The sequence below is a fragment of the Sphingomonas glaciei genome, from assembly GCF_023380025.1.
In the GTDB taxonomy this organism is placed as follows: Bacteria; Pseudomonadota; Alphaproteobacteria; order Sphingomonadales; family Sphingomonadaceae; genus Sphingomicrobium; species Sphingomicrobium glaciei.
In genome coordinates this window covers 1,052,537-1,078,838 of sequence record NZ_CP097253.1, presented here as the reverse complement: position 1 = coordinate 1,078,838, position 26,302 = coordinate 1,052,537, and the positions used below count along the sequence as shown (strand labels likewise).

30 protein-coding genes are annotated in these 26,302 nt (G+C 66.7%); 17 read left to right on the top strand and 13 right to left on the bottom strand.

Going from position 1 to position 26,302, the window contains the following annotated elements:
• Positions 1–45: 45 nt before the first annotated feature.
• The 5 genes from M1K48_RS05175 to M1K48_RS05155 are packed head-to-tail and all read right to left on the bottom strand — an operon-like array spanning position 46 to position 3,750.
• A complete protein-coding gene (locus tag M1K48_RS05175) occupies positions 46–624 on the bottom strand; it encodes a NifU family protein (protein WP_249505189.1) in 579 nt (192 codons plus the stop codon).
• A gap of 31 nt (positions 625–655) precedes the next feature.
• Positions 656–1,591 (bottom strand): alpha/beta fold hydrolase, encoded by a 936-nt coding sequence (locus M1K48_RS05170; protein ID WP_249504782.1) that lies wholly within the window; start codon positions 1,589–1,591, stop codon positions 656–658.
• Positions 1,588–3,105, bottom strand: a complete 1,518-nt coding sequence (locus M1K48_RS05165; RefSeq protein ID WP_249504781.1) for a flavin-containing monooxygenase — start codon at positions 3,103–3,105, stop codon at positions 1,588–1,590. The genes M1K48_RS05170 and M1K48_RS05165 overlap by 4 nt, the downstream gene beginning before the upstream one ends.
• Positions 3,106–3,165: 60 nt before the next feature.
• Complete coding sequence (locus tag M1K48_RS05160; RefSeq protein WP_249504780.1) at positions 3,166–3,540, bottom strand: OmpA family protein; 375 nt, start codon at positions 3,538–3,540, stop codon at positions 3,166–3,168.
• Positions 3,541–3,597: 57 nt separating this feature from the next.
• Positions 3,598–3,750 carry a hypothetical protein gene (locus M1K48_RS05155; protein WP_249504779.1) on the bottom strand — a complete coding sequence of 51 codons (153 nt, stop codon included), beginning with the start codon at positions 3,748–3,750 and terminating at the stop codon, positions 3,598–3,600.
• Between the two features lie 214 nt (positions 3,751–3,964).
• Between M1K48_RS05155 and M1K48_RS05150 the strand changes: the two genes are divergently transcribed.
• Positions 3,965–4,210 (top strand): hypothetical protein, encoded by a 246-nt coding sequence (locus tag M1K48_RS05150; protein ID WP_249504778.1) that lies wholly within the window; start codon positions 3,965–3,967, stop codon positions 4,208–4,210.
• Between the two features lie 288 nt (positions 4,211–4,498).
• On the opposite strand, the gene M1K48_RS14345 is transcribed toward M1K48_RS05150, so the two are convergent.
• Positions 4,499–4,855 (bottom strand): hypothetical protein, encoded by a 357-nt coding sequence (locus M1K48_RS14345; RefSeq protein WP_319941204.1) that lies wholly within the window; start codon positions 4,853–4,855, stop codon positions 4,499–4,501.
• A 157-nt stretch (positions 4,856–5,012) separates the two neighbouring features.
• Between M1K48_RS14345 and smpB the strand changes: the two genes are divergently transcribed.
• The 6 genes from smpB to M1K48_RS05115 all read left to right on the top strand — a co-directional run bounded on the left by smpB (position 5,013) and on the right by M1K48_RS05115 (position 12,396).
• Positions 5,013–5,501, top strand: coding sequence for an SsrA-binding protein SmpB (smpB, locus tag M1K48_RS05140; RefSeq protein ID WP_249504777.1), 489 nt, complete (start codon positions 5,013–5,015; stop codon positions 5,499–5,501).
• A 23-nt stretch (positions 5,502–5,524) separates the two neighbouring features.
• Positions 5,525–6,097 carry a DUF2062 domain-containing protein gene (locus tag M1K48_RS05135; protein WP_249504776.1) on the top strand — a complete coding sequence of 191 codons (573 nt, stop codon included), beginning with the start codon at positions 5,525–5,527 and terminating at the stop codon, positions 6,095–6,097.
• Positions 6,098–6,117: 20 nt separating this feature from the next.
• Positions 6,118–8,190 carry a M13 family metallopeptidase gene (locus M1K48_RS05130; protein ID WP_249504775.1) on the top strand — a complete coding sequence of 691 codons (2,073 nt, stop codon included), beginning with the start codon at positions 6,118–6,120 and terminating at the stop codon, positions 8,188–8,190.
• Between the two features lie 4 nt (positions 8,191–8,194).
• Positions 8,195–10,573, top strand: coding sequence for a hybrid sensor histidine kinase/response regulator (locus M1K48_RS05125; RefSeq protein ID WP_249504774.1), 2,379 nt, complete (start codon positions 8,195–8,197; stop codon positions 10,571–10,573).
• 41 nt (positions 10,574–10,614) lie between these two features.
• Positions 10,615–10,968, top strand: a complete 354-nt coding sequence (locus M1K48_RS05120) for a response regulator (protein WP_249504773.1) — start codon at positions 10,615–10,617, stop codon at positions 10,966–10,968.
• Positions 10,969–11,064: 96 nt separating this feature from the next.
• A complete protein-coding gene (locus M1K48_RS05115; protein ID WP_249504772.1) occupies positions 11,065–12,396 on the top strand; it encodes a L,D-transpeptidase family protein in 1,332 nt (443 codons plus the stop codon).
• 202 nt (positions 12,397–12,598) lie between these two features.
• Here the strand turns inward: M1K48_RS05115 and M1K48_RS14335 are convergent, their stop codons facing one another.
• Positions 12,599–13,426: an outer membrane protein gene (locus M1K48_RS14335; protein ID WP_264757847.1), complete on the bottom strand. Its 828-nt coding sequence runs from the start codon at positions 13,424–13,426 to the stop codon at positions 12,599–12,601.
• 399 nt (positions 13,427–13,825) lie between these two features.
• Here M1K48_RS14335 and M1K48_RS05105 point away from each other — a divergent pair, with 399 nt between their 5' ends.
• Positions 13,826–14,374, top strand: coding sequence for a LuxR C-terminal-related transcriptional regulator (locus tag M1K48_RS05105; protein ID WP_319941211.1), 549 nt, complete (start codon positions 13,826–13,828; stop codon positions 14,372–14,374).
• Positions 14,375–14,555: 181 nt separating this feature from the next.
• Here the strand turns inward: M1K48_RS05105 and M1K48_RS05100 are convergent, their stop codons facing one another.
• Genes M1K48_RS05100 through M1K48_RS05090 form a run of 3 tightly spaced genes read right to left on the bottom strand, consistent with a single transcriptional unit; the run spans position 14,556 to position 16,863 of the window.
• Positions 14,556–15,740 carry a CCA tRNA nucleotidyltransferase gene (locus M1K48_RS05100; protein WP_249504770.1) on the bottom strand — a complete coding sequence of 395 codons (1,185 nt, stop codon included), beginning with the start codon at positions 15,738–15,740 and terminating at the stop codon, positions 14,556–14,558.
• Positions 15,737–16,318: a CoA pyrophosphatase gene (locus tag M1K48_RS05095; protein ID WP_249504769.1), complete on the bottom strand. Its 582-nt coding sequence runs from the start codon at positions 16,316–16,318 to the stop codon at positions 15,737–15,739. Before M1K48_RS05095 ends, M1K48_RS05100 begins: the two co-directional genes overlap by 4 nt.
• Complete coding sequence (locus tag M1K48_RS05090) at positions 16,315–16,863, bottom strand: DUF1285 domain-containing protein (protein WP_249505188.1); 549 nt, start codon at positions 16,861–16,863, stop codon at positions 16,315–16,317. The genes M1K48_RS05095 and M1K48_RS05090 overlap by 4 nt, the downstream gene beginning before the upstream one ends.
• A gap of 60 nt (positions 16,864–16,923) precedes the next feature.
• Between M1K48_RS05090 and M1K48_RS05085 the strand changes: the two genes are divergently transcribed.
• The 8 genes from M1K48_RS05085 to M1K48_RS05050 all read left to right on the top strand — a co-directional run bounded on the left by M1K48_RS05085 (position 16,924) and on the right by M1K48_RS05050 (position 22,010).
• A complete protein-coding gene (locus M1K48_RS05085; RefSeq protein ID WP_249504768.1) occupies positions 16,924–17,649 on the top strand; it encodes an SDR family oxidoreductase in 726 nt (241 codons plus the stop codon).
• On the top strand, positions 17,649–18,077 hold the full coding sequence (locus tag M1K48_RS05080; RefSeq protein ID WP_249504767.1) for a dihydroneopterin aldolase: 429 nt from the start codon (positions 17,649–17,651) through the stop codon (positions 18,075–18,077). Before M1K48_RS05085 ends, M1K48_RS05080 begins: the two co-directional genes overlap by 1 nt.
• 184 nt (positions 18,078–18,261) lie before the next feature.
• The gene (locus M1K48_RS05075) at positions 18,262–18,948 is read left to right on the top strand and encodes an energy transducer TonB (RefSeq protein WP_249504766.1); all 687 of its coding nucleotides are present in this window, start codon (positions 18,262–18,264) and stop codon (positions 18,946–18,948) included.
• Positions 18,949–19,010: 62 nt separating this feature from the next.
• Positions 19,011–19,871 (top strand): MotA/TolQ/ExbB proton channel family protein, encoded by an 861-nt coding sequence (locus M1K48_RS05070; protein WP_249505187.1) that lies wholly within the window; start codon positions 19,011–19,013, stop codon positions 19,869–19,871.
• 95 nt (positions 19,872–19,966) lie between these two features.
• Positions 19,967–20,455, top strand: coding sequence for an ExbD/TolR family protein (locus M1K48_RS05065; protein ID WP_168070077.1), 489 nt, complete (start codon positions 19,967–19,969; stop codon positions 20,453–20,455).
• Positions 20,456–20,478: 23 nt separating this feature from the next.
• Complete coding sequence (locus M1K48_RS05060; RefSeq protein WP_249505186.1) at positions 20,479–20,904, top strand: ExbD/TolR family protein; 426 nt, start codon at positions 20,479–20,481, stop codon at positions 20,902–20,904.
• 131 nt (positions 20,905–21,035) lie between these two features.
• Entirely contained in the window at positions 21,036–21,560 is a 525-nt protein-coding gene (locus M1K48_RS05055) for a superoxide dismutase family protein (protein ID WP_249504765.1), read from the top strand.
• Between the two features lie 126 nt (positions 21,561–21,686).
• Positions 21,687–22,010: a hypothetical protein gene (locus tag M1K48_RS05050; RefSeq protein WP_249504764.1), complete on the top strand. Its 324-nt coding sequence runs from the start codon at positions 21,687–21,689 to the stop codon at positions 22,008–22,010.
• Positions 22,011–22,059: 49 nt separating this feature from the next.
• Here M1K48_RS05050 and M1K48_RS05045 read toward each other — a convergent pair whose 3' ends face one another.
• From M1K48_RS05045 to M1K48_RS05035, 3 genes are all read right to left on the bottom strand, one after another.
• A complete protein-coding gene (locus M1K48_RS05045; RefSeq protein WP_249504763.1) occupies positions 22,060–22,545 on the bottom strand; it encodes an RNA pyrophosphohydrolase in 486 nt (161 codons plus the stop codon).
• Positions 22,546–22,612: 67 nt separating this feature from the next.
• A complete protein-coding gene (locus M1K48_RS05040) occupies positions 22,613–23,164 on the bottom strand; it encodes a DUF1269 domain-containing protein (protein ID WP_249504762.1) in 552 nt (183 codons plus the stop codon).
• A gap of 97 nt (positions 23,165–23,261) precedes the next feature.
• Complete coding sequence (locus M1K48_RS05035) at positions 23,262–24,197, bottom strand: alpha/beta hydrolase (protein ID WP_249504761.1); 936 nt, start codon at positions 24,195–24,197, stop codon at positions 23,262–23,264.
• A gap of 79 nt (positions 24,198–24,276) precedes the next feature.
• On the opposite strand from M1K48_RS05035, the gene M1K48_RS05030 reads away from it, so the two are divergent.
• Positions 24,277–26,250: a 2-oxoacid:acceptor oxidoreductase subunit alpha gene (locus M1K48_RS05030; protein ID WP_249504760.1), complete on the top strand. Its 1,974-nt coding sequence runs from the start codon at positions 24,277–24,279 to the stop codon at positions 26,248–26,250.
• The last annotated feature ends 52 nt before the right edge of the window (positions 26,251–26,302 follow it).

Genomic DNA, 26,302 nt, shown 5'->3' with positions numbered 1-26,302 from the left:
AAGTGAAAGGCTGTTCTAGCCACCGTGTGGCTGCAGGTGAAAGTCCTAGACCGCCTCGACGATTTCCACTTCGGGCACGTAGTGACGAATGAGGTTCTCGACCCCGCGCTTCAGCGTCACCGCCGAGCTCGGGCAGCCAGCGCAGGCGCCCTGCATCGCCAGGAACAGCGTGCCGGCCTTGTAGCCGCGATAGACGATGTCGCCGCCGTCCTGGGCGACCGCGGGGCGGACCCGGGTCTCGAGCAGTTCCTTGATCTGCGCCACGATCTCGGCATCGGCCGGATCCTCGTCGTAGCTGGCGTCCTCGTCCGCCGCGACGTGGATGCCGCCCGCGCTCCCGGCCCGGAACAGCGGCGCGCCCGAGACGAAGTGATCGAGCAGGATCTGCACCACGTCGATCTCGAGCCCGGCCCAGTCGATGTCAGGCGCGGCGGTGACCGACACAAAGTCGCGGCCGAAGAACACTCCCTCGACGTCGCCGGTCGCGAACAGGGCCTCGGCGAGCGGGCTCGCTTCGGCGCTGGCGGCATCGGGAAAGTCGCGGCTGCCCGCTTCCATGACGGTGGTGCCCGGCAGGAACTTGCGGGTCGACGGGTTGGGCGTCAGCTCGGTGGTGATCAGCATGAGGCCCATGTGGCGCGATTGCCCTCCACCTTCAACCTCGCCGCGTGACCGATCGCACCCACCGCGCAGTCTCCAGCGGCTGCGTGAAGGGCAGCATGTGCCCGCCCTCGACCAGCGTCAGCGTCGCACCCGGGATCGCATCGGCCGTTGCGCCGCCGTGCAGGCGATAGTCGAGCAGATTGTCCCCGCAGCCGTAGAGGATGCGCACCTGGAGGGTCATGGCGGCGTAACGCCCGACCATCTCCCTGGCGCCTTGCTGGGCAAGTTGCAGGTCACCGCAGGCCGCCTCGATGCTGCCGGGCCGCAGCGCCAGCGCTCCGCCTCCGGCAGTCAGATAGTCGTCCGGCACCGGCTCGGGCTTGAACACTTCCTTCAATACCTTGGCGCGGCTCGCCATGCCGAGCGGGACGGCGAGCGTTCGCGAAACGAGGCCGACGATCGGCAGCGGAACCAGCAGTCCGCGAAAGACATCCGGCACCTCGACCACCGGCTGGGTCGCCGGGGCGATCAGCGCAAGACCCGCGACCTTGTCGGGAAAGCGCTCGCCGACATGCAGGCTGAGCGCGCCGCCGAGCGAATGGCCGACCAGCCACGGCCTCTCCAGGCCTAGTTCATCGATCAGCGCGGCGATGGCTTCGGCCTGATGGGCGAGATGCTGCGAGCGGGAGGGCAGGGGCGGCGAATAGCCCGACCCCGGCCGGTCGACCCTGATCACGCGATGGTCGAGGGCAAGCTCGTCGACCATTTCCCCCGCAAAGCTGCGCAACTGGGCGCCGAGGCCATGGATCAGCAGCAGCGGCGGTCCGTCGCCCTGCTCGGTGACATGAAGCAACGTGCCGCCGGCCTGGACCAGCCGACCGTCCATCGGCACCCGCTTCTCCGCCCGCCGGGCCATGCCGGTACTGAACAGCCCGGCACCGGCAAGGCCCGCCGCCAGCGACGCCCCCGCGATCACCCATTTTCTCATGTCATTCTCCGGGTCAGGGTTGGGGAGGGCGGCAGGCGCTCGGCCTGTCCGGAAAACAGCATGACCCCGTCGTAGACCCGGCCATATTTCAGGGCCGCGAGGTCGAGCGCGTAGTTCTGATAAAGCTTCCATGGCCCGCGGTCGCCCTGGACCGGAAGCACCGCCGTGGCGCGCTGCAGGTAGCCCGAGGTGAAATCGAGGAAATTGACCGCCTGTACCTGCGGATCGGGCTCTGGCACCGCAATCGTCTGCCGCTTCGCGGCGAGGCGGTTGAGCAGCCGGCACAGATAGTAGGACGACAAGTCGGCCTTCAGCGTCCACGACGCATTAGTGTAGCCGAAGCTGTAGCTAAGGTTCGGTACTCCGCCGAACATCATGCCCTTGTAGGTCATGGCGCCGCCCAGCTTGCGCTGCACGCCGTCGATGCTGAACCGCGCATCGGCCAGCAGCCGCACCTTGAGGCCAGTCGCCGCCACGATCACGTCGGCCTCCAGCAATCGTCCGCTCTTCAGCCGGATGCCCTCCGCGACGAAGCGATCGACGTGATCGGTCACCACCGACACCTTCCCGCCGCTTATTCCTTCGAACAGGTCGGAATCGGGCACCAGGCACAGCCGCTGATCCCATGGATTGTAGGACGGGTTGAAGTGGGTATCGACCTCGTAGTCGGCTGGAAGTTCCCGGAGCAGGCCCTTGCGTAGAAGGCGTCTCGTGAAAGCGGGCCGCTTCCTCGCCAGCTGATAAAAGGCCTGCTGCAGCAGCACGTTGCGAGTGCGGATAATGCCGTGGGCGAGGCGGTCGCCAAGGAGTCGGCGGAGGCGGTTGGCCGCTTTGTCGACCGAGGGGTGGCTGACCATGTAGGTCGGCGAGCGCTGCAGCATGGTGACGTGCGCTGCGCCTCGGTTGGCGAGTTCCGGAACGATCGTCACCGCCGTCGCTCCGCTTCCGATCACCACCACCTTCCGGCCTGCAAGCTCAAGGTCTTGCGGCCAGAACTGGGCATGAAAATACTCGCCGGCAAAGTTGTCGGCGCCCGCGAAATCGGGGAGATGAGCCTGGTCGTAGTCATAATAGCCGGTGCCCATGTGCAGCCAGCGGCACGTCATTCGGCGTTCGCCGCCAGGGGTCTCGAGCGTGACCGTCCAGCGGGCCGCCGTGCTGTCGAAATCGGCAGCGACCAGTCTGTGGCCGAAGCGGATTTTCCGGCGGATGCCATATTTGTCCGCCACCCGATTGACGTAGGCGAGGATGGTCGCGCCATCGGCGATCGCCTTGTCTCCGGTCCACGGCTCGAAGCTGTATCCGAGCGTATACATGTCGCTGTCGGAGCGCAGGCCGGGATAGCGGAACAGGTCCCAGGTCCCGCCGATCGCATCCCGCGCTTCGACGATCGCGACGCTTCGCTTCGGGCAGTAGGCCTGCAGGTGCCAGGCGGCGCCGATGCCGGACAGACCCGCACCGACGACCAGCACGTCGACGTGATCTTTGCGCTTTCCGTTGTGATGCTCGATCATCGCCTGCGTGCTTCGGCCGCCAACAGGGATCAGGCAAGTCGCTTCTGGGCGACGGGCGTCTTACTCCGGGCGGATATCGACCCGCCGGTTCTGGATTTCGCGGACGTTGTCGGGGGTAGGGATGAAGGGGGAGTCTTCGCCCTGCGTCTCGATCAGCAGGACCGATCGCTGCACACCGCGCGCGACGAGGGCGTCGGCAACCACCTGAGCGCGCTGAAGCGCGAAGCGGCGGTTGACGGCAGGGCTGCCGGGGCGATCGCTATGACCGATGATGCGCAGCCGGGTCACGCCCGCTGCCGCCTTCGCCGCCTCGTCGAGGACCGGCTCCCATTCGCGGCGAATGTCCTTTCCGCCGCTGTCGAAGAAAATCATCAGCGGTGCCGGAGCGGCCGCTGGCTGCAGCGCTGCGGCGGCGGCGAGAAACAGGTTCAACATGGAGCAGACTATGTCAGACCGGCGAGGGCTTTGCCAAGCTGACGGGAACCGGCGCCCTCAGGCCGCGGCGGCGACGCTTTCGGCGGCCCTGACGGCGAATTGCAGGGCGAGCTGGGCATGCCACTCCCGCGCCGCAGCGGTGATAGCGCGACTTGCGGCGGTTCGTTCTTCCGCTGCCCGCCGGGCATAATAGCGCTGGTTCGACTCCATTCTTCCGGGCTCCACTACAAGGGACAGGCGGCGCAATTTCCGGAAAGTTGCGCCTCATTGGTGGATAAAAGGTTAATATCCACACCCGTCCCGCCTCGGCACATTGCGTTGCAAATGGGTGACAGGGCCCGGGCGAAAGCAGATCATCGCTGAAACCGAACGACTCGGCGCTCGTTACGCATTTGAACTAAATTTTAGGAGCGGGGGACAGCCCATGCTGACTTCGAGCATCACGACCACCCGGAACTACAATCCCTCGGTCCGTGGCTACCATGCCGTCTACCGGGAGAATGCCGTCAATCATTGCCCCGGCTGCGGACGCACGCACTGGCTGATCGGCCGCATGCTGGCCGAATGCGGCTTCTGTGGCACCGCCTTGCCCTTGTCGGAAAGCTACTCGCGCAGCGCCGCCGCGCCGTTGTTCCGCCACGGGACGGGCGGGCTCAGCCGCGCAGCCTGACCGCTCGCGGCCATGGCCTCCTTCTGCTATAAGGAGACATGGTCGGAGCTTACCTCCTGCTTCTCGCCGCCCTCGGTGCCCCCGGCCCCTTCGTGCTGGTGAACGGGACCGGGACCCTTATCGAAGCATTGTCGATCCGCCCGGCTGACGGGAGTGCCACGTGGCGCTCCCTCGGCGGTGCTGGAGTGCCTGCCCGGGCGCGCCTGTCGCTTCCATCGCCGGGAGGCGATCTGTGCGCGTTCGACCTGCGGGCCCGCATCGCCGGCTCGGACATCGTCTGGCCGTCGGTCAATATTTGCGATGTGCGGACCGTAACCTTGAATCGTCGCCCGGACGGAACCCTCTGGGTCGACTACGACTGAGCGGACGCTGGCGCCGAAGCGGGCCGGTGGCCGGGACCAGCTTGCGCGGGGGGCGGCTCGCCGCGGCCTCATGCCGGGTCGCGTCGAGCAGTTTCGCGCCGGCGACGAACACCACCGCGCAGCAGATCACGAAGAAGGTCCAGCCGAGCACGCCCGGATAGAGGCCGAGGTAATATTTGCCGCGTTCGGCCGCACCCAAAGCGATCGCCCAGGTCACCGCCCACGCCTCCCAGCGCGTCCGGATGACGAACAGACGGCCGGCACGCCGCGCGAAACCCTTCACATCCATAGCCATTGGTTAAGCAACGGCCGTGCCAATGGCCGTGTTCCGCGCTTTTCGCGTTAAGGCTGATGGTTATCTGTCAATTAACCCGACTCTTTTGCGAAGCGGTGGCTTCCGCCCGGGGGGTGCAGCCCCTAAGTGCTGTCGGGAAAGCCCCATGCCCAAATTTGCCCCGCCCTCACCAGAATTCGACAAGCAGAAGGTCGTGGCCGACAACCGCCGCGTCCGGTTCGATTATTTCGTGGAGGAAAGGTTCGAAGCGGGCATCGCGCTTCAGGGCACCGAAGTGAAGGCGCTGCGCAACGGCGAAGGCTCGATCGCGGAAAGCTATGCCACCGTCGAAGGCGAGGAAGTGGTGCTAATCAACAGCCACATCCCCGAATATAAGAACGGCAGCTGGATGAACCACGAGCCGCGCCGCAAGCGCCGGCTGCTGCTCAAGAAGCGCGAGATCGGCCGGCTGATGGGCGCGATCAACCGGCAGGGCCTGACGCTGGTGCCCCTGTCGATCTATTTCAACGGCAAGGGCAAGGCCAAGGTCGAGCTGGCCCTGGCTCGCGGCAAGAAGGTCCACGACAAGCGCGAGACGATCAAGGAACGCGACTGGAAGCGGGAGCAGCAGCGCCTGCTGAAGTCGAATGGCTGAGCGCCGCGCGGCCGACGACGATCGTGGCTAGCCGCCCCGGCTTCTTCCGCCGCCTGGCCGACAAGGCCACGCCGAGCCGCGAGGAAGTGCTGGAAAGCCGCTGGCTGAAGCCGTTCGGCAAGAGCATCCGCCGGTCGGACCTGTGGCGCTTCACCCGCCGCTCGGTGCCGCGCGGGGTCGCCGGTGGCCTTTTCGTCGGGATCTTCCTGATGATCCCGGGGCTGCAGATCGTCGGCGCGGCGCTGCTTTCGATCCCGCTGCGAGCCAATATTCCGATCGCCGCGGCGATGACCTTCCTGTCCAATCCCGCGACCACGCCCCTCTTCCTGATCGCGGCGATCGCGCTGGGCAACAAGCTCGGCTTCCACGCTGACCTCGCAGCCTTTCAGGCGCTCTACTCGAGCGGCGCGGGGGCCAGGCGCTGGCTCGAATGGCTGCTGTCCGACGCCGCCCCGGCAATGATTACCGGCCTGTTCCTGATCGCACTGGTCAGTGCGTTGGTCGGCTATGCAGTGTCGATCGTCGTCTGGCGCTGGTGGGTCAGCCGCAAGTGGCGCAGGCGCGTGCGGCCTGAATTATTCCAACACATCCACTGACCGGAAAGTAGCGTAACTCCATGAAGCGACTTCTTCTTGTTCTCGCCGCGACCACTGCCCTCGCCGGTTGCGCCACCACCCCCGCAATGGTCGACAGCACAGCGGGCGAGACGCCTGCGGTCGCTGACGCCGCCCCCGCACCGTCCCGGCCGAGCCCCGAGCTTGGCACCTATGGCTTCGACACCAGCGGGATGAACAACAGCGTCCTGCCGGGCGACAATTACTTCGAATATGCCAATGGCACCTGGCTGCGCGACACGCCGATTCCGGCCGACAAGAGCGGCTACGGCATGTTCGCCAAGCTCGACGACATCTCCAAGCAGCGTACCCGTGAGCTGATCGAGGAATCCGCCAAGGATTCGAACAGCCGGATCGGCGCGGTCTATGCCAGCTTCACCGACCAGGCCGCGATCGACGCCAAGGGAATGAAGCCGATCGAGCCCTGGCTGGGCCAGATCAAGGCCCTCAACAATCGCGGGGGACTGCCCGCACTGTACGCCGCGGCCGCCCGCAACGGCGTCCGCACTCCGTTTGGCGCCTATGTCGGGCAGGACGATAAGAATCCCGACACCTACATCCTGTCGCTGGGGCAGAGCGGCCTCGGGCTTCCCGATCGCGACTATTACCTCAAGGACGATGCCAAGCTCACGGACATCCGGGCCAAGTATCTCCAGCACCTGACCAACATGCTGACGCTGGCGGGTGAGCCCAATGCCGCCGCCCGGGCCACGGCTATCCTCGCCTTCGAAACCGACCTCGCCAGGGTGCACTGGACCCGGGTCGACAGCCGCGACGCGACCAAGACCTACAACAAGATGACCGTCGCCGCGCTTGCCAAGAGTGCGCCCGGCTTCGATTTCGCGCGGATGATCCGCGAAAGCGGAGCCAATGGGGTGAGCGACCTCATCGTCGCTCAGCCGAGCGCGATCACCGGCGAGGCGAGGATTCTCGGTCGCGCTCCGCTCGGCGTGCTCCGGGACCAGCTGCTGGTCCGCTCGCTCAGTGCCTTCGCGTCGGTTCTCCCGTCGGCCGTCGACCGCGAGCAGTTCGCTTTCTACGGCACGACGCTGAACGGCACGCCCGAGCAGGAAGTGCGCTGGAAGCGGGCGGTGTCCTTTACCACCGGTGCGCTGCAGGACGACGTCAGCAAGCTCTACGTCGCCAAATACTTCCCGCCCGAAACCAAGGCCGCGGCCGATGCGCTGGTGAAGAATGTGGTCGAGGCGATGGGCCGGCGGATCGACGGACTGACCTGGATGGCGCCCGCCACCAAGCAGCGTGCCCGCGCCAAGCTGGCCAACTTCACCACCAAGATCGGCTATCCCGACCAGTGGCGCGACATGAGTGGGCTGCAGGTGTCGCGCGACGATGCTTTCGGCAATGCGCTGCGCGCGAACCAGTTCGATTACGCGTACAATATCGAGAAGTTGGGCAAGCCGATCTATCGCTGGGAATGGGGCATGACCCCGATGACCATCAACGCCTATGCCAATTTCTCGATGAGCGAGATCGTCTTCCCGGCGGCCATCCTTCAGCCGCCGTTCTTCGATCCCAATGCCGATCCGGCGCTCAACTATGGCGGCATCGGCGCGGTCATCGGGCATGAGATCAGCCATCATTTCGACGACCAGGGCTCGAAATATGACGAGAATGGCCGTCTGGCGGACTGGTGGACGCCTTCGGACGTGACCGCCTTTAAGGCAGCGACCGACCGGCTGGTGGCGCAATATGATGCCTATCAGCCGTTCCCGGATGCCAAGGTCAACGGCCGGCTCACGCTTGGCGAGAATATCGGCGACCTTGCCGGCCTGACGGTCGCCTACGATGCCTACCAGCATTCGCTGGGTGGAGCGGAGGCGCCGAGCATCGACGGCACCACCGGCGCCCAGCGCTTCTACCTCGGCTGGGCGCAGGTGTGGCGGGCCAAGTATCGCGAGGCGGCCGCGCGCCAGCGCCTCCTCACCGACTCCCACAGTCCTTCGGAGCAGCGCGTGTCGGTCGTCCGTAACCTCGACCCCTGGTACGGGGCGTTCAACGTCCAGCCCGGCCAGAAGCTTTATCTGGCGCCAGAGCAGCGCGTCCGCGTATGGTAGGCTGATGCTCCACGCCAGGCTCGCCGCGATCGACGCTGAACCCGTGTCGCGCGACGAGCCCTGGCTGGCGCCGCTCATCCTCGCCGCCCTGCTCGGCGGCGTCGCGCTGCTGGCACTGGCGTTCGGTAACCTGCCGGTCGCGGCCCCGCTCGGGGTCACCGCGCTCGGTGCTGCCGCTTTCGGATGGTTGAGGCGCCGTCCGGTCGATCTCTCCCACGCCGCCCCGGCGATCGCCCCCGATTTCGCGCTGGTCGCGGCCGGGCTGAACCTGTGCCCCGATCCGGTCGCGCTGACCGACGGCGAGGGTGCACTGCTAAGTCTCAACCAGGCCTATCGCGACCGCTTCCCCGACCTTCCGCTACCGCTTCACCTCGGCTCCGGGGACGAAGCGGCGGCGGCGCTGTCCGAAGCCGGCCACCTCGCGCTTCGGGATGGCGAGAGCCAGGCCATCGACCTGCAGGGAACCGACGGGCTGCTCACCGTCTCGGTCAAGCGGGTCGGGCAGGCCCGCGACCAACTGCTCTGGCGCTTCCCGCCGTCTCCGCGCTCGCCGCTCGACGTGCTCGTGTCACGTCTTACCGGCGGCGAAGGCGAAGTGCTGGGAGAAGCGGGCGTGCTCGCCGCGGCGGTCGATGCCGACGGACAGGTCATTGCCGCCAATCCGTTATTCATGCGGCGGACCCAACTCGCCCCGGACGACGCGGTCCGGATGGATTCGCTGCTCGACGGGGCAGGCGAGGGGCGGGTGCGGCTCGCCGCCGAGGGGGCGGGTGGGCAGATGCTTCGCCTGCTCCACATTCCGGTGGCGCCCGGGTCTGGCGAACCGGCCGGCCTGGCGCTGCTGTTTGCGACCGGGGAAACCCCCGGCCTCGCCGAGCCGGCCAGCCTCCAGGCGCTGCTCGACCTGCTTCCCCTCGGTCTGGCGCTGGTCGATCGCGACGGTCGCTTCCTCACCAGCAACAAGGCGTTCCGCCGCGCCGCCTCGCTCGACGAGGACAAGACGCTGCCCGCCTTCCCGAGCGACCTGGTGGTCAAGGAGGATAAGGCGGCGGTGGCCGACGCCGTGCGCCGCAACAGCCGCGGGCCCGCCATGTCGGGCGACCTTGCCGTGCGCCTGCCCCATCAGCCGGGCGAACCGGTCGCGCTGACCATCGCGGGCCTGCGCAACCTCGGCGAGGCCAGCGTCCTCCTGCTGCTCAAGGACAATAGCGAGGAAGCCAAGCTCAAGCGCCAGGTCGCGCAGGCAACCAAGATGCAGGCGGTGGGCCAGCTCGCCGGCGGCGTCGCCCACGATTTCAACAACATCCTGACCGCGATCATCGGCCACTGCGACCTCATGCTGATGCGGCACACGCCGGGTGACAGCGATTACGACGACATCCAGCAGATCAAATCGAACTCGAACCGCGCCGCCGGCCTGACCCGCCAGCTGCTCGCCTTCTCGCGCCAGCAGACGCTGCGCCCGCAGGTCCTGCAACTGCCCGACGTGGTCAGCGAGGTCAGTCACCTGCTCAAGCGCCTGCTCGGCGAAACGGTGGTGCTGCAGGTCAAGCATGGCCGCGAACTGGGGGCGGTGCGCGCCGATCCGGGGCAGCTCGAGCAGGTCATCGTCAACCTCGCGGTCAACGCCCGCGACGCGATGCTCGGGTCGGGCGGCGGCAAGCTGATCATCCAGACCTATGCGGTCCGCGCCGATCAGGTCGCCGAGCTCGGCTCCGACATCCTGCCGATCGCGGACTATACCGCGCTCAGCATCTCGGACACCGGCTGCGGCATCCCGCCGTCGGTCCTGGGCAAGATCTTCGAGCCCTTCTTCACCACCAAGGAGGTCGGCAAGGGCACCGGGCTCGGGCTGTCGACCGTCTACGGCATCGTCAAGCAGTCGGGCGGCTTCATCTTCGCCGACAGCAAGGTGGGCGAGGGGACCAGCTTCGTCATCTATCTTCCGGTCCACCAGGAAGAACGCACCGTGGCCGTTCGCGCGGCTGCCCCCGCGCCCAAGGTCGAGGAGACCTGGGGCACCGGCGTGGTCCTGCTGGTCGAGGACGAGGCGATGGTCAGGACCGTCGCCGAGCGCGCCCTGACCCGCCAGGGCTACACCGTGCTGACCGCCGCCAACGGCGAGGAGGCGCTGGAGATCGTCGGCCGGGGCGAGGTCATCGATCTGCTGATCACCGATGTCGTCATGCCGATCATGGACGGGCCAACCATGGTCCGCGAGGCTCGCTTGACCCGGCCCGAACTGCCGATCCTGTTCATGTCAGGCTATGCGGAGGAGCAACTCCGCCGCTCGATCGACTTCGACAATGTGGCGTTTCTGCCTAAACCCTTCTCCGTACAGCAACTTTCCGAAGCGGCCCGGCGGATCCTGGCAGCGCGCTGAAAAGTATTGCCTTACCATTTCGGACCTGCAAAGGCCGGTCGGTGGGTACTGCACGCTCCATTCTCGTTGTCGAAGACGAGCCGCTGATCGCCATGATGCTCGAGGACTTCCTCGAGACTCTGGGTCACCGCATCCATGCCAGTTGCGATAATCTCGCGGACGCGATGAAGGCGTGCGAGGACGGTGGCTTCGATGTCGCCATTCTCGACGTCAACCTGAAGGGTGAGCTCGTCTGGCCTGTGGCAGAAGTGCTGAGCGATCGCGGCGTTCCGTTCGTGATCGCCAGCGGCGGTCATGTCGAGCCGCCTCCGGCCAATTTCGCCGAGGCCCCCCTGCTCGAAAAGCCCTACACCATCGATCGGATCGGCCCGGTCCTCGAACAGGCTGCCGGTTGACGCGCTAAATGCGCCGAACCGAGTCGTCGGTTCACTTGCCCGACAGACCTGCGCCGGTAAAAGGCTGGGGAAACCATCGGTTAACGGGGATCCTCGGTGAACAAGCTCCTGCTTTCGACAACTGTTCTCGCGCTTCTGGCCGTGCCCGGCACCGCCGAAGCCCGCAAGAAGCCCAAGCCGGCACCCGCGCCTGTCGCGGTGGTGCGGGTCGCTCCGACCGATCCGGTCGAGCTTTATTATTTCCAGCATGGCGAAGCGCCGATCTGGCTTCGCAACGATGCGACCAGGTCTGCGGTCGGCCAGTTGTCCTCGATCCTGCGTCGCTCGACCATCGACGGCTTTGCCGCGGGTCCGGCGCTTGCCGCCGATGTCGACGCGGCCTTGGCTGCGGCGGTGCCGGGCAATGTCGTTGCTACCCAGGCGTCGGAGGTGCGGATCAGCAAGGCGTGGGTCGCCTACATGCAGCACCTGCGTACGCCGCCCAAGGGCCTGGTCTACGGCTACGATCTGCTGAAGCCGCAGAGCCGCCCGGACCAGATCCTGCTCACGACTGCGGCTTCTCCTGATCTGAGGGCCGCGGTCACCCGCCTGTCCGACGTCAATGCCATCTACCGGTCGCTGCGTGACGCCGCGCTGGCGAGTGGAGTGACGACCGCCGATCCCCAGCTGCTGTCCAACCTCGAGCGGGCCCGCGCGCTCCCCGCGGGTGGCCGTTTCGCGCTGGTTGACTCCGGCAATGCCACCTTGACCATGTACGAGAATGGCCAGGTGGTGGACCGGATGAAGGTGATCGTCGGCACCGGCGAGACCCAGACCCCGATGATCGCCAGCATCATCCATTATGCGGTGCTCAATCCCTATTGGGAGGTGCCGCCCAGCCTGACCAAGAAGATCGTCGCGCCCGGCGTCCTGAAGGGCGGCGACGCCTACCTCAAGCGCAACGGCTACGAGGTGATGAGCAACTGGACCAACGACGCCACGGTGGTTCCTGCCGCTGAGGTGAAGTGGGCGGCGCTGGCCAAGGATCCCGGGCTGGTCCGCGTGCGGCAGGCCCCGGGGCCGCTGAACAGCCTTGCCGGGATGAAGATCCCGTTCCCGAGCGGGCAGGACATCTTCCTTCACGACACACTCGACAAGTCGAAATTCCTGAAGCCCGACCGGCACCTGTCGAACGGCTGCGTCCGCCTGGAGGATGCGCAGCGTTTCTATCGCTGGCTGCACGGCAACAGTCCGGCGCCGACCACCAAGGAAGCCGACGTGCTCGTCAAGCTCCCTCAGGGCGTTCCGATCTATCTGACCTACCTGACCCAGGAACAGGGCGCCGACGGCCGCCTGGCGTCGCGTGGGGACCCTTACGGATGGGATGGGCGCCCCGACCGGCAGCTGGCGGCGGCAACCTACACCAGCCCGACCCGTGGAGCTCCCTGACGCCCGTCGGGGAATGCTTCTGAGGCGAAGCATGGGGCAGGGCGCCGGACAGGCGCTCTGCCCTTTCTTTTTGCCCAGTGCCCGGACGACCGGGTCGGCCAGTCTCGAATAGACAAAAAACGGGGCGGAGCCGAAGCTCCACCCCGTTCCTTTTTTGCGTCGCTGCAGGAAGCAGGCTCCCGAAGGAGCCTGTCCCTTTCGCTTAGCCGCGAACCGGCTCGACCGGCGGCGGCGGAGGCGGCGGCGGCGGCACCGGGCACGCGTCGGTCGCCAGGATCACCGATCCATCCGGGCAGGTCTGCGTCGGAGGAGGCGGCGGGGGAGGCGGCGGCGGGGGCGGCGGCGGCGGCGGCGGAGGCGGCGGGGCCACCCCACCGAGGTTGAACGACAGGCTGGCCATCAGCGAGTGCGAACGGAAACGCGCTTCCGCGTCGCCGCCCACCGTCGTGACGGGAGCGAAGGTCAGCGTGTCATCGAGATCATGGTTGTAGAAGCGATACTTCAGACCGAAATCGATGTTGTCGCTCACCGGATAGCGAACGCCGGCAAGGATCTGCCAAGCGAAGCCGCTGTCGCTGAGGCGACGGCCGCTGAGCGCAGCCGTCGACAGGTTGACGCGGGTGCGGGCATAGCCAACACCACCGCCAACGAAGCCCTGCCAGCTGTCGTCCGCGCCGAAGTCGAGGAGCAGGTTGCCCATCACCGACAGCGAGGTGGTACGGCCGTTGGCGTCGAGGATGACACCGTTGACCGTGTATTCGTCGTGCTTGGCACGCTTGTAGGCAACTTCGGCCTCGGCGCGGATCGCACCGAAGTCATAGCCGGCATTCACGCCGACGTCGTAGCCATACTTGTGATCGCCGATGGCGTAGTCGTCGAAGGCAGCACCAGCAGTGTTGGTGATGTCGATCTCAAGATCTTCGACGAGCAACGCTCCAAGATCGACGCCGACGTAGCCCGCACCATCGCGGGCCATCGCTGGCGTGGTGATGGCAGCCGCTGCGACGGCCGCCAGGAGGTATTTGCGCATGCTTTCCCCTTCTCGCTCGAGAGTTAGTGTTGATGGCGCCCCGAACCTGTAGAGCAGGCGGTTAGTTTCGCTCAAGCGAAAGCTGAGCGACCATCCCTCGTGAACTGTGACACTAATGCAACAAACTTCTCGGGTGCGAGTCCCCACGACTCAGGGGTAAGATGCCGAACTACAACGATAATCTGCTTTGTCCCAAGGCGAAATCTCCAATTGCCACACCGGACAAATCACGCTTCGCATCTCCGCCAGTTCGGGTCGGCGACTGGCTTTCGCAAAGCTCTCGCCAGCGCCAGCGGGGGAGTGTAGTGAATGGCGGCGGGGGAATGCGGAGGAGCAGTGCTGGCTTCGGTAGATGAACAGCGTCTGGTCGAAACGGTGGGATTCAGTCCCATCGCGACCGTGTTGAGCAATCCTCGCAAGGCGGACAATCCGCTCGAGGTCGCCAACCAGGCATTTTGCGACCTTACCGGTTATGCGGAAGGCGAAATTCTCGGTCGTAACTGTCGCTTCCTGTCGGGTGCGGCGACGGAGCCGTGGCTGACGGAACGGATCCGCGAAGGCGTCCGCAATCGCAAATCGGTGCTGGTCGACATCCTCAACTACAAGAAGGATGGCTCTCCGTTCCGCAATGCGGTGCTGGTGACCCCTTTGTTCGACGGCAATGGTGAACTCAGCTGGTTTCTCGGCAGCCAGGTCGAGCTGGGCATGGAAAGCACCGCGGTGTTCAGCGGCCGGCGCGAGCGGGCGATCCTTGCGGTCAACACCCTCCCGCCGCGCCAGCGCCAGGTTCTGGAACTCATCGCCAAGGGATTGCTCAACAAGCAGATCGCGTGGGAGCTGAAGATCAGCGAGAAGACGGTGAAGATGCACCGCGCGCTGCTGATGGAGCGGCTCGGCGTCCCGACGAGCGCCGATCTCATCCGCCTGGCGGTCGAGGCCGGGCTCTAGAAGCCCTTAGCGGCACAGTCCTAAGCCTAGCTGCCGGGCGGGGTCCGTGCTGCGGCAAATGCTTACGCTGTGCTGGTGTCATCCGTGAGGTCGTGCCGGTATCGCTCGGGTCGCACTTCCCCTGCCACTCGGGGTGAGGTGTCGGCTGTTAGCCCTCCTGTGGCCGGCACCTTTTCCTTCGCTAGCCCTTCGACCGATCGAGCGCCTGCGTGACGAGCTGATCGAGCCGGTCCGCATCGGGAAAACCTTCAGCTACCCAGCGGTCCTCGATCGCCTTCAAGGTGCGCGCCACCGTCGGGCCGGGCGTCAGGCCGCGCGCGATCAACTGTCCGCCGCCAATCGGCAGGCGCGGCGGCGACCAGCCTTCCAGCGCCGCCGCAGCCTCGACCTCGCCGCCGAGTAGCAAGCGATCCTGCGCCTCCGCCACGCCGCCCCGATAGGCGAGCGCATGGGGCTGCTCACCGCCATAGGCGACCGTTGCAGAAGCCAGCCGCCTGCGCGCCTTGTTGCTGAGCTTGAGCCGTGCGGCGACCTTTTCGGCGACTGATGGATCCGGCGGCAATAGCGCGGCGAATCGCCGCAGCGGATCGGGCGCAAGTCCCGCCTTCTGTTCCGCGTCGACCAAGGCCTCGAGCCGCTCCCAGGCCTTCCTGGCGATCTCGGGCAGGACCGGGGCGAGCAGGCCGAGTTCGAGCATCAGGGCAACCGTCCCCGCTGGCTGCGGGAGCGCCAGCAGCTTCAGCCACTCGTCCGCGATCCGCTCTCGCGACAGGGCCATGAGGTCGTTGGCGCGAGCGGCGCAGGCCGCCAGTCCGGCCTCGTCGACCTGGCTTCCGAACCGGGCGGTGAAGCGGAAGAAGCGCAGGATCCGCAGGTGGTCCTCGGCGATGCGCTGGAGCGGCTCGCCGATGAACCTGACGCGGTGCGCCTCGAGGTCGGCAAGTCCGCCGAAATAGTCGTGGACCTCGCCGGTGGCGAGATCGAAATAGAGCGCGTTGATGGTGAAGTCGCGGCGGGCGGCATCCTCGCGCCAGTCGTCGGTGAAGCCCACCGTCGCGTGGCGCCCGTCGGTGGCGAGGTCGGCGCGCAGGGTCGTGATCTCCAGCGTCTCGCCGGCGCTGACCGCAGTCACGGTGCCATGGGCGATCCCGGTTGGGACCGTCTTGATCCCGGCCGCGCCGCAGCGGCGCATCACCTCGTAGGGGCTGAGCAGGGTCGCGACATCGACATCGGCGACCGCGCTGCCCAGCAGTCCGTCACGCACCGCTCCTCCCACCAGCCGGGCCTGACCCTCGCCAAGCGCGGCAAAGGCGGCCGAGACCCCTGGCCGGGCGACGAGCGCATGAAGCTGGCCGACGTCACTCATGCGGCCAGCCGGCGGCTGAGATTGACAAGCATCGCCGCCGTGGCGCCCCAGATCCGGCGACCCTCCCAGTTGATCTCGTAATATTGGCGCCGGGCACCCTGGAAATCGGCTGACATGCGGTGCTGATTGGCGGGGTCGAGAAGAAAGGCAAGCGGAGCCTCGAACAGGTCGGCCACCTCATGCTCGTGCGGTTGGAGGGGGAGGTCGGCGTCGACTTCTCCCAGCACGGGGACGACATGGTAGCCGGTGATGGTCCGATACGGGTCGGCCGTGCCCCACAGGGCGACGGCGGCGCGCGGGAGGCCGATTTCCTCCTCTGCCTCGCGCAGGGCAGCGGCGGCGGAATCGCGGTCTTCCGCATCGACCCGGCCGCCGGGAAAGGCGATCTGGCCGGCGTGGGTGCGCATGTGCTCGCGGCGGACGGTCAGCAGCACGCCGGGCTCGGCGCGCCGGGTGATCGCGACCAGCACCGCCGCCGCCACCGGGTCGCCCACCATCCCCTCGACGAGATCGCCGGGCAGGAGGTCGGGGGGAGGCGGCAAGGCAAGTGCGGCGCGGAGCCTGTCGGCGAGGCTCACGACAGCGGAAACGGATGGAAGGATCCAGCACTCCACAACCCCGGCGGGTCATGGGCCAGCGCCAGCTCGGCCAGCTCGTACCACACGGGCCGTTCGAAGCTCGCCTCGATCCCGCCGCGGACGGTGACCAGCGGCAGTCCGTCGACGAACCGCAGGGCATGGCCGGGGCCGAGGATCAGCGCGTTGCCGTCGCTCACCTGGAAGGCGATGCGCTGCCTTTCGCCATCGCCGTCGAGGCTCATCGCAGTGATCCGCAGCGCCGCCAGTTCGACCGCGATGTCGAGCTTCTCGACCGGCGTCACGAGCACGTGGCGGCCATCGGGCTCGCGCCGCAGGACCGACGCGAACAGCCGCACCAGGGCGTCGCGCTCGATCCGCTTGCCGTCGTGGAACCAGCGGCCCTCGCGGTCGATCCGCATCCCGCTGTCGCCGCAATGCGATGGGTTCCAGCGCTCGACCGGCGGGCCGCGGCGATCCGCCGCAGCCGCCGCAATCTCGTCGAGGCTGCGTCCGGCAAGCTCGATCGGTGGGCGGGTCTCCGGCATCGGCACCGCAGATAGGCCGGCTGCTTGTTTAGGCAAGGGCAGCCGCTACGACTGGGCGCCATGAACAGGGTCGCGATCGTCACCGGGGCAGGCAAGAGGGTAGGACGGTTCCTTGCCGAAGGTCTGCTGGCCGACGGGTGGCAGGTCGTCGCTCACGTTCGCGAGCCCGGGGACGACGTTCCGGCCGGCGCGATCCGGATCGCCGCCGACCTGGCGGGGGGAAAGGCGGCGGCCGAGGCGATCCTTGCGGCCTGTCCGGCGGCCCCGGCCCTGCTGATCAACAATGCCGCGCGTTTTGCCGCCGACAGCCTGGACGACTTTTCGCCCGACGAGCTCGGCGCCCACATGGCGGTAAACGTCGCCGCCCCGGCGCTGCTCACCGCCGCCTTCGCCGCGGCGGGCGGGGAGGGGGACCGGCTGGTGGTCAACATCCTCGATGCCAAGCTCGCCGCGCCCAACCCCGATTTCCTCAGCTACACCCTGTCCAAGGCCGCACTGGCGGCGCTGACCGACCTCAGTGCCCGGTCGCTCGCGGGGCGAGGAATCCGGGTCAACGCCATCGCCCCGGCGCTGATGCTGCTGTCCGAAGGGCAGAGCGCGGCGAATTTCGAGGCTACCCACCGTTTCAACCCCCTCCGCCGCGGGGTCGAGCCGTCCGACGTCCTGCGCGCGCTCAAATTCCTGGTGGACTCGCCCACGCTCACCGGCGAGACACTCACCCTTGATGGCGGGCAGCGCTTCTGGCGCTTGCCCCGCGACGTGCAATTTCTGGAGCCGAACCGCTGATGACCGACGTGATCCCCTTCACCCCGCGTCTCGAGGGAATGGTGCCGCCCAACCTCGCGGTGCGGTCGGCCAAGATCCATCTCGATGGCCTGGCGGTGATGACCGACATCGGCTTTCACGAGTTCGAGATGGGGATCCCGCAGCGGCTGCTGATCAGCGTGGAGGTCTGGCTGGACGAGGTCGCGGCCCCCGACGGCGACCTCGCGGTCAACGCTTGGAACTACGATCACCTCCGGCTTGAGGTGGAGCGAATCGCCTCTTCCCGTCGATTTAACCTTCAGGAGACCCTGATCCGTGAAATCTACGACTGGATTGCCGGGCGAGGCGGAGTGAAGGCCTTGAGGGTGGGAACCAGCAAGCCGGACGTCTATCCAAACGCCCGTGGCGTTGGCGTTGAGATTGCTAGCTTTTCTGGTTCAGCCCCGTAACGAGAACGGAGTCAGGTTGAGGAGGCGGAACAATATGATTGCACCGCCATTGAGGCCACATTAAGGAAGCGCGCCGACCCCGCCGATGATATGTTGAACCATCGGACCATCAGATCGGAACCGCTTGCCTCTTTGGCGGCTCCGGACCTGGAGGAAGGTCACCCCTGAGGAGAATTGCGGCAGGATGTCTTACGCCAATCGCAGGCAGATGAGCGGGAACAGAACGGTTTCGATCGTTTTTGTGGCCTTGCTGCATGTGCTGCTCGGATATGCGATCATCACCGGCCTCGCGTACAATGTCGTGAAAAAGGCCGCTGAAGACCTGAAGACCTTCGACGTTGAGGAGGAACCACCACCCCCGCCTGAAGAACCGCCGCCCCCGCCCGAGCAGCAGGTTGAAGCGCCACCTCCGCCGGTGGTCTCGCCGCCGCCGCTGGTGCGTACCAACACGCCGCCGCCGCCGGTCAGCACGGTCAACGTCGCTCCGCCGCCGGTGATCACGCCGACGGCACCGGTCGCTCCGCCGGCACCGCCTGCACCGCCCCCACCGCCGCCGCCCCCGGCGCCGGTCAAGGTGCAGCCGGCCAAGGCTCGTGCGAACCTCGCTTCCTACATCACGGATGACGATTATCCGCAGGACGCGATCCGCAACGAGCAGCAGGGCACGACCGGGTTCCGACTCGATGTCGGCCCGGATGGTCGGGTAACCAACTGCCAGGTGACCAGTTCGTCAGGCTCGAGCAGCCTCGACAACACCACCTGCCGACTGCTCCGCAGCCGTGCCCGGTTTACCCCGGCATCGGACAGCAGCGGAGCGAAGACCGCGGATTCCGTCACTGGGCGGATCCGGTGGCAGTTGCCCGCAGATTGATCGACCTCGACCTTTAAGCCAACGGTTTCCAGTTAAGGATACGCACTATGACTTTCTCTCTGATGGCCGCCGCCGCGGCCGCTCCGGCAGGTGACAACCCCTACGGCCTGATGCAGGCGCTGAACGAGGGCGGTCTCATCTCGTGGGCCACGTTCGTGATCCTCGTCGCGATGTCGATCGGCACCTTCTACATTCTGTTCACCAAGTTCTTCGAACAGCAGAAGATCATCAGCCAGGGCAACAAGGTCCGTTCCAGCTTCTGGAACTCGCCCAACCTGCGCGAAGCATCGAGCAAGCTCGACGCCAAGAGCGCCTATCGCGCCATCGTCGACGACACGCTCGTCGCCCAGGAGCAGCACGGCAAGCTGACCAACCCGGTCGACCAGCACGACTGGATGGCCAACAGCCTCGCCCGTTCGCAGGGTGGCATTGGCGCCCGTCTCGGTGAAGGTCTTGCCTTCCTTGCGACCGTCGGTTCGACCGCGCCGTTCATCGGTCTGTTCGGTACCGTCGTCGGCATCTACCGCGCGCTGATCAAGATCGGTGCGTCGGGCCAGGCCTCGATCAGCACCGTCGCCGGTCCGGTCGGTGAAGCGCTCATCATGACCGCCCTCGGCCTCGTCGTCGCGGTTCCGGCCGTGCTCGCCTACAACTGGCTGATCCGTCGCAACAAGTCGATCATGGAAGATCTCGCCGCCTTCACCAACGACCTGCACGGATACGTCATGTCGGAAGGCAAGGTTAAGCCGCAGATCGTCGCTGCCGGCGCTCCGAACAGCGGTTCGGCTGCCGTCGCCAAGGGCGCTCAGACCCGCTCGGCCGCTGCTCCGACCCCGGCCGGCACTGCGCCGCTGACTTCGGGTCAGACCTCGACCGGCCAGCAGGCTGGCGGCACCGGCACCACCACGGTGGATCGCCGCTAAGCGAAGGTTCATGGAGGCCCGGCATTCTCGGATGCCTGGCCTCCTCCTTCGAAGAGCGTGCCAATCAATTACACTGAAGAGGGAAGTATCGTCCCATGGCAATGAGTGTCGGCAAGGAAGACGGCGAAGACGTCCCGATGTCCGACATCAACACCACGCCCCTCGTGGACGTGATGCTGGTGCTCCTGATCATCTTCCTCATCGCGGTTCCGGTCGTGGTGGAAACCGTTCCCATCGCGCTTCCGGCGACTGCCTACGAAGCGCGTGAAACCAAGCCGGAAAACGTCGAGTTGACGGTTCGCGGTGGCCCTGGCGGCACCTGCGAAGTCTATTGGGGCATGACCCCGATCGACAGCCAGACCTTGCTCGACCGTTCGGTAAAGTCGCTTGAGGACGCCATCGCCAAGGTTGGCGGTGCCGAGAACCTTACCGACGACACCATGCCGGAAGCGCATATCCGCGGTGACGTGGGCACGCCGTATAAGTGCATCGGCGGGACCATCTTCACCATGCAGCGGGCCGGATTTGCCCGTGTCGGCTTCGTGTCGGAGCCGCCCCCCGGCACCGGCGTCACCCGGCTGTAAAAGAAGGAATTCGCCCAATGGCGATGCAGACGACTTCGAATAACTCCGAAGGCGAACCGATGATGGAGATGAACACCACTCCGCTCATCGACGTCATGCTGGTCCTGATCATCATGCTGATCATCACGATCCCGCCGCAGACGCACGCCGTGAAGCTCGATCTCCCGCAGGGCGACAGCCCACAGCAGGAGATCATCGACCCGGTCAAGAACAAGATCGTGGTGACCGCGGGCAATGCCATCCTGTGGAATGGTGCCCCCGTGAACCAGGTCCAGCTGCGCCAGTATCTGGACATCACGCAGCAGCTCAATCCGATCCCCGAACTGCACCTGCAGCCGGAAGCGGAAGCGCGCTACGACTTGGTCGATCAGGTGCTGGTTGTGACCAAGCAGGCCAACGTGTCCAAGATGGGCTTCGTCGGCAATGAGGCCTATTCGAAGGCCTTCTGAGGCCCACGGCCAAGAAGTTCGGGAACCATCCCGAATGATCCTGGGCGGCCTTCCCGGCATGGGAGGGCCGCCCTTTTTTCGTGGTCGCGCGTTAGGGATCGAGAGATCCAGCAGCCAGGAGCCAAGACCCCATGCGTTACCCGACCAGCCTTTGCCTGATCCTTGCCGGCGCCGCCTCGCTCGGCGCCTGCGCGACGCCCATCGATGCGCCGTCCACTGCCACCGCCGTGCCGCTGGTCGGAAGCAGCGGCACGCAGGTCGGAACCGTGCGGATGTGGGAAACACCCGGTGCGGTGAGTTTCCGGGTCGAGGCGGACGGCATGGCGGTCGGCCGCAAGGGACTCCACGTCCACGCCGTCGGTCGCTGCGACGCGCCCGCGTTCACGACCGCCGGTTCGCACTGGAACCCGGCCTCGCGCAAGCATGGCCTGTCCAATCCGCAAGGTCCGCACGCCGGCGACTTGCCCAACGTACCGGTGGCCGCCAACGGCACCTTGCGCGAAACGGTGGTCCTGACCGGCGCAAGCCTTGCCGCGTTGCGTGATGCCGACGGCTCGGCGCTGGTGATCCACGCGGCCGAAGACGACAATGTCACCGATCCGTCGGGCAACAGCGGCGACCGCATTGCCTGCTCGGTACTAAGTCCCGCCGGCTGATCTGCTCCTGGGGCAGGAAGTTCCCGGCGATTTCCTGCCCTTAGAACCGTAGCGGCCTAAGCGCGCACGCTTCGTTGGGGGAGGTGACGGTCTAGAGCCGCCGCTCAGTCCACAGGAGTAACCACCATGCCGCAGCGTTTCGTCGCTACCGAAAATGCCTTCGACAAGGGCATCGAGAATACCAGTGCCAAGGCCGGCGCCAAGCTTGCGGGCGAATGGGCCGAAGCGGTCCGCAAGGCCGACTTCACCGGCGCCAAGGGCCTCGCCTCCGAACTCGAGCGGCTTGAGAAGCTGCTCAGCGCCGACGAGCCCGACACCGACAAGCTCGGGCCCCTGCTCGAGAAGATCGGCCAAGACACCGCCAAGGCGGCCGACCGCGCCGAGGATGCCAAGATTGCGGAAAAGGTCCGCAAGCTGGCCGAAGCGATGGGCGCCAAGCAGGCGGCGTGACCAAACGGGTGGGGAGCGGCTGGTCCGCTCCCCACCAAGTCACGCGCCGCTACGGAAGTGGCGTATCGATATGTTCGCGGAACTGCTCGATCAGGCAGCGATAGAGATCGCGCTTGAAGGGCACGATCAGGTCGGGCAGTTCCGACGGGGCGACCCATTTCCAGGCGTCGAATTCGGGATGCGCGGTGGCGATATCGACGTCGCTCTCGCGGCCGAGGAAGCGGCACAGGAACCAGTCCTGCTCCTGTCCCCGCCATTTGCCGCCCCACAATTTCCCGCGCAGCTCTTCGGGCAATTCGTAGCGCAAGCGCTCGGGGCAGTCGGCGATCCGCTCGACCAGATGCGGCGGAATTCCGGTCTCTTCCTCCAATTCGCGAAGCGCGGTGTCCCACGGCTCCTCGCCCGCGTCGATCCCGCCCTGAGGCATCTGCCACGCTTCGTCGGTGCGATCGATGCGCCGTCCGACCCACACTTGGCGGTCGGCGTTGAGGAGCATGATGCCGACGCCGCGGCGATAAGGTTTGTCCTCGCTCATGCCCGTCCCTGTGTCATCCCGGGCCCGGCTCGCCAAGTCGGCAGGCCGGGCCCGGGAAGCATTCACCTTAATAGGTGGTAGTCGCCGATGTCATCTTGGTGCGGCTGGAGCTATGCCCGCCGGCGCGGTGAAGCACGTCCTCGATCCGGTCCCGATCGACGTTGCCGCGACTGGTGTCGACCGAGACGAAGATTCCGCCGTCGTTGATGCGGTCACCATAATAGCGGCTGTCTTCGTCGCTCACGCCATGCTTGCTGAGGAGATCGCTGATCCCGCCAGCAGCAAGGCCGACAGCCGTTCCGGTCAAGGCAGCGCCGCCGACCGCGGCTTCGGCAATGGCGCCTGCGGCAACCAGCGGACCGACTCCTGGAATGGCCAGCGCGGCGACACCGAGCAGCGCACCGATGCCCGATCCCGCAGCAGCCTTCGCGATGAAACTGGTCGGCTCGCTGCCGTCGCTCACGGCTTCACCGTCGCCATGGGTCTCCGTGGTGCGACCTTCGTCCTGGCCGATCACCGAGATGGCATTGTTGTCGACGCCAGCGCTGCGCAGCTCGGCAATGGCCCGCTCGGCTTCGGCGCGGCTGTCGAATACCGCGGAAATGACGTTACCCTGCATGGCATGGTTCTCCCTAACTCGGCAGCGCAACGTGCCGCCTCGGGGTCCAGCGAAGCGTGCGGGCAGGGGTTCCTTGGTCGCCCAGTTTCGGCGCGGCTTATGCGACGGACCGTCGCAGCAGGAGTTTGAGCTGCGCGACCGCCCGCGCGAGGTCGATCTGCGCGCTCGGCAACGCCTTGCGCAGGTTGAGGAAGCCGTGGATCGTGCCTTCGCACTCCTGCAGCAGGACCGTCACCCCCGCTTCCTCGCAAGCGGCGGCAAACGCCCGGCCCTGGTCGCGGATCGGATCCAGCGAGGCGGTCACCACCAGTGTCGGCGGCAGGCCCGCAAGCGGTTTGGCCAGCGGATCGTAGCGCCAGTCCGTGCGGTGGGGGGCATAGCATTCGTCGAACCAGTTCATCGACGCGCGGCTGAGGAGATAGCCTTCGCCAAAGGCGTCGAGGCTTAGGTAATGCCGCGTCGGGTGGCTGGCGGGATAGAAGGGCATCTGCGCCAGCACCGGCACTGCCGCCGGCTCGTCGCGCAGCGCCAGCGCCGTGACGATTGCCAGATTGCCGCCCGCACTGTCGCCCGACGGGACCAGCCCGGTCGTCTCCAGCCCCAGCTCGCCCGGGCTGGCGGCGACCCACCGAGCGGCCGCGATCGCGTCGTCGGGCGCGGCCGGGAAGGGGTGCTCGGGCGCCAGTCGATAGCCGACGCTGACCACCGGCAGGTCGGTCAGCCGCGCCAGCTCGGCGCACAGCGGCTCGTGGGTGTCGAGGTCGCCCAGCACGAACCCACCGCCGTGATAGAAGACGAGCACCGGCCCCGCCGCACGCTCGCTCCGCGCGTCGTACAAACGCATCGGGCAGGGCCCGCCGGCCACCTCGCGCAGCACCGCCAGCTCGTCCACCGGCGCGTCGAATAGCGCGCGGCTGGCGTGCATCATCCTGCGCGCATCGGCCAGGCCGACATCCACCGCCCGCTTCGCCCCGGGCCGGTTGGCGATCTCCAGCAGGGCGGCGACGTCGGGACGGACATAAGGCTGGGTCATCGCCGGCTCCTAACGTGGTGACGCCGCGACTTCCACGCGCTAGAGCGGTCCCAATCCCATTTCACTCGCAGGACGCGCCATGGCCTCGGCCACTCATATGCTCACCCCAGAGGAGGCGCACGCCGACCTCGTTCCCGAGAATGTCGTGGTCCGCTTCGCCGGCGACAGCGGCGACGGCATGCAGCTCACCGGCGGGCAGTTCACCCTGTCCACCGCGCTCGCCGGCAACGACCTTGCGACCTTTCCCGACTTCCCGGCCGAGATCCGCGCGCCGCAAGGCACCACCTTCGGCGTCTCGGCCTTCCAGATCAACTTCGGCTCGGCCGCGATCGAGACCGCCGGCGACCAGCCCGACGTGCTCGTCGCGATGAACCCCGCGGCGCTCAAGGTGAACGTCGCTTCGCTTCGTGACGGTGGCCTGATCATCGCCGACGAAGGCGAATTCTCTGCCCGCAACCTCGCCAAGGCCGGCTACGACGCCAATCCGCTCGACGACGGTAGCCTCGCCCGTTGGCAGCTCATCAAGTTCAACATCAGCCAGCTTACCCTCGATGCCGTGAAGCCGTTCGGCCTCGGCAACAAGGAGGCGCTCCGCTGCAAGAACATGTGGACGCTGGGCCTCGCGCTGTGGATGTTCGACCGTGACCGCGGCCCGATCGTCGACTGGCTCAAGACCAAGTTCGCCAAGGCCCCGACGCTGGCCGAAGCCAATATCGCCGCGTTGAACGCCGGCCATGCCTATGGCGACACGATCGAGATGGGCGCCGCCTTCCGCCCGCACCATATCGAAGCCGCCCCGGCCGAACCCGGCCTCTATCGCACCGTCACCGGCGCCGAAGCGCTTGGCCTCGGCCTTGTCGCCGGCGCGCAGCTGGCCGACCTGCCGATGTTCTTCGGCGGCTATCCCATCACCCCGGCTAGCGCGCTGCTGCACCACCTCAGCCGCCTCAAGGAATATGGGATCACCACCTTCCAGGCCGAGGACGAGATCGCCGCCATCTGCGCGGCGATCGGCGCCTCCTATGCCGGAAGCCTCGGCGTCACTTCTTCGTCCGGCCCTGGCATCGCGCTCAAGACCGAGGCGATGGGCCTTGCGGTCATGACCGAGCTGCCGCTGGTGATCGTCAACTCGCAGCGCGGCGGGCCCTCGACCGGCCTTCCGACCAAGACCGAGCAGAGCGACCTCTACCAGGCGGTCTACGGCCGCAACGGCGATGCGCCGCTGCCCGTCATCGCCGCCCGCTCGCCCGCCGACGCCTTCGACTGCGCGATCGAGGCGGTGCGCCTCGCCGTCCGCTACATGACCCCGGTCATGCTCCTGACCGACGGCTATATCGCTAATGCCGCCGAGCCGTGGAAGGTGCCCGACATGAGCGGCTACGCGCCGTTCCCGGTCACTCACGCGATGGAAGGCAGCGTGCCGCGCAACCAGGCCGGCAAGCTCGAACCTTTCAGCCGCGACGACAAGCTCGCCCGGCCGTGGATCAAGCCCGGCACCCCGGGCCTCCTCCATCGCATCGGCGGGATCGAGAAGCGCCCCGGCACCGGCGACATCGACTATTCGCCGACGGCCCATGCCGAAATGACCAAGGTCCGCCAGGACAAGGTGCTGGGCATCGCCCGCGACATCCCCGAGCAGGAGGTCTGCCTTGGCAGCGCGGGCGCCAAGGTGGCCGTGGTCGGCTGGGGATCGACCTTCGGACCGATTCACCAGGCGGTGAAGCGGCTCCATGCAAAGGGTCACGACGTCGCCCACGTCCACGTCCGGCACATCTGGCCGCTCCCTGCCAACCTCGGCGAGCTGCTGCGCGGCTTCGGCACCGTGATCTGCCCGGAAATGAACACCGGCCAGTTCAAGACCCTGTTGCGCGACCAGTATCTGGTCGACGTCCAGAGCCTGACCAAGACCAGCGGGCAGCCGTTCAAGATCGCCGAGATCGAAGCCGCGATCCGTGCCGCTCACGGCGGCGCGCTCGCCCCCGACTCGACCCAGCTGCCCGAAGCCGAAAGCGGGCGCGATCCCGGCCATCCGCACGCCGCCGAGGTTCACTGATGAAGCCCATCAATCCCTTCCCCTACATCGCCATGCTGATCCTGGTGCTTGG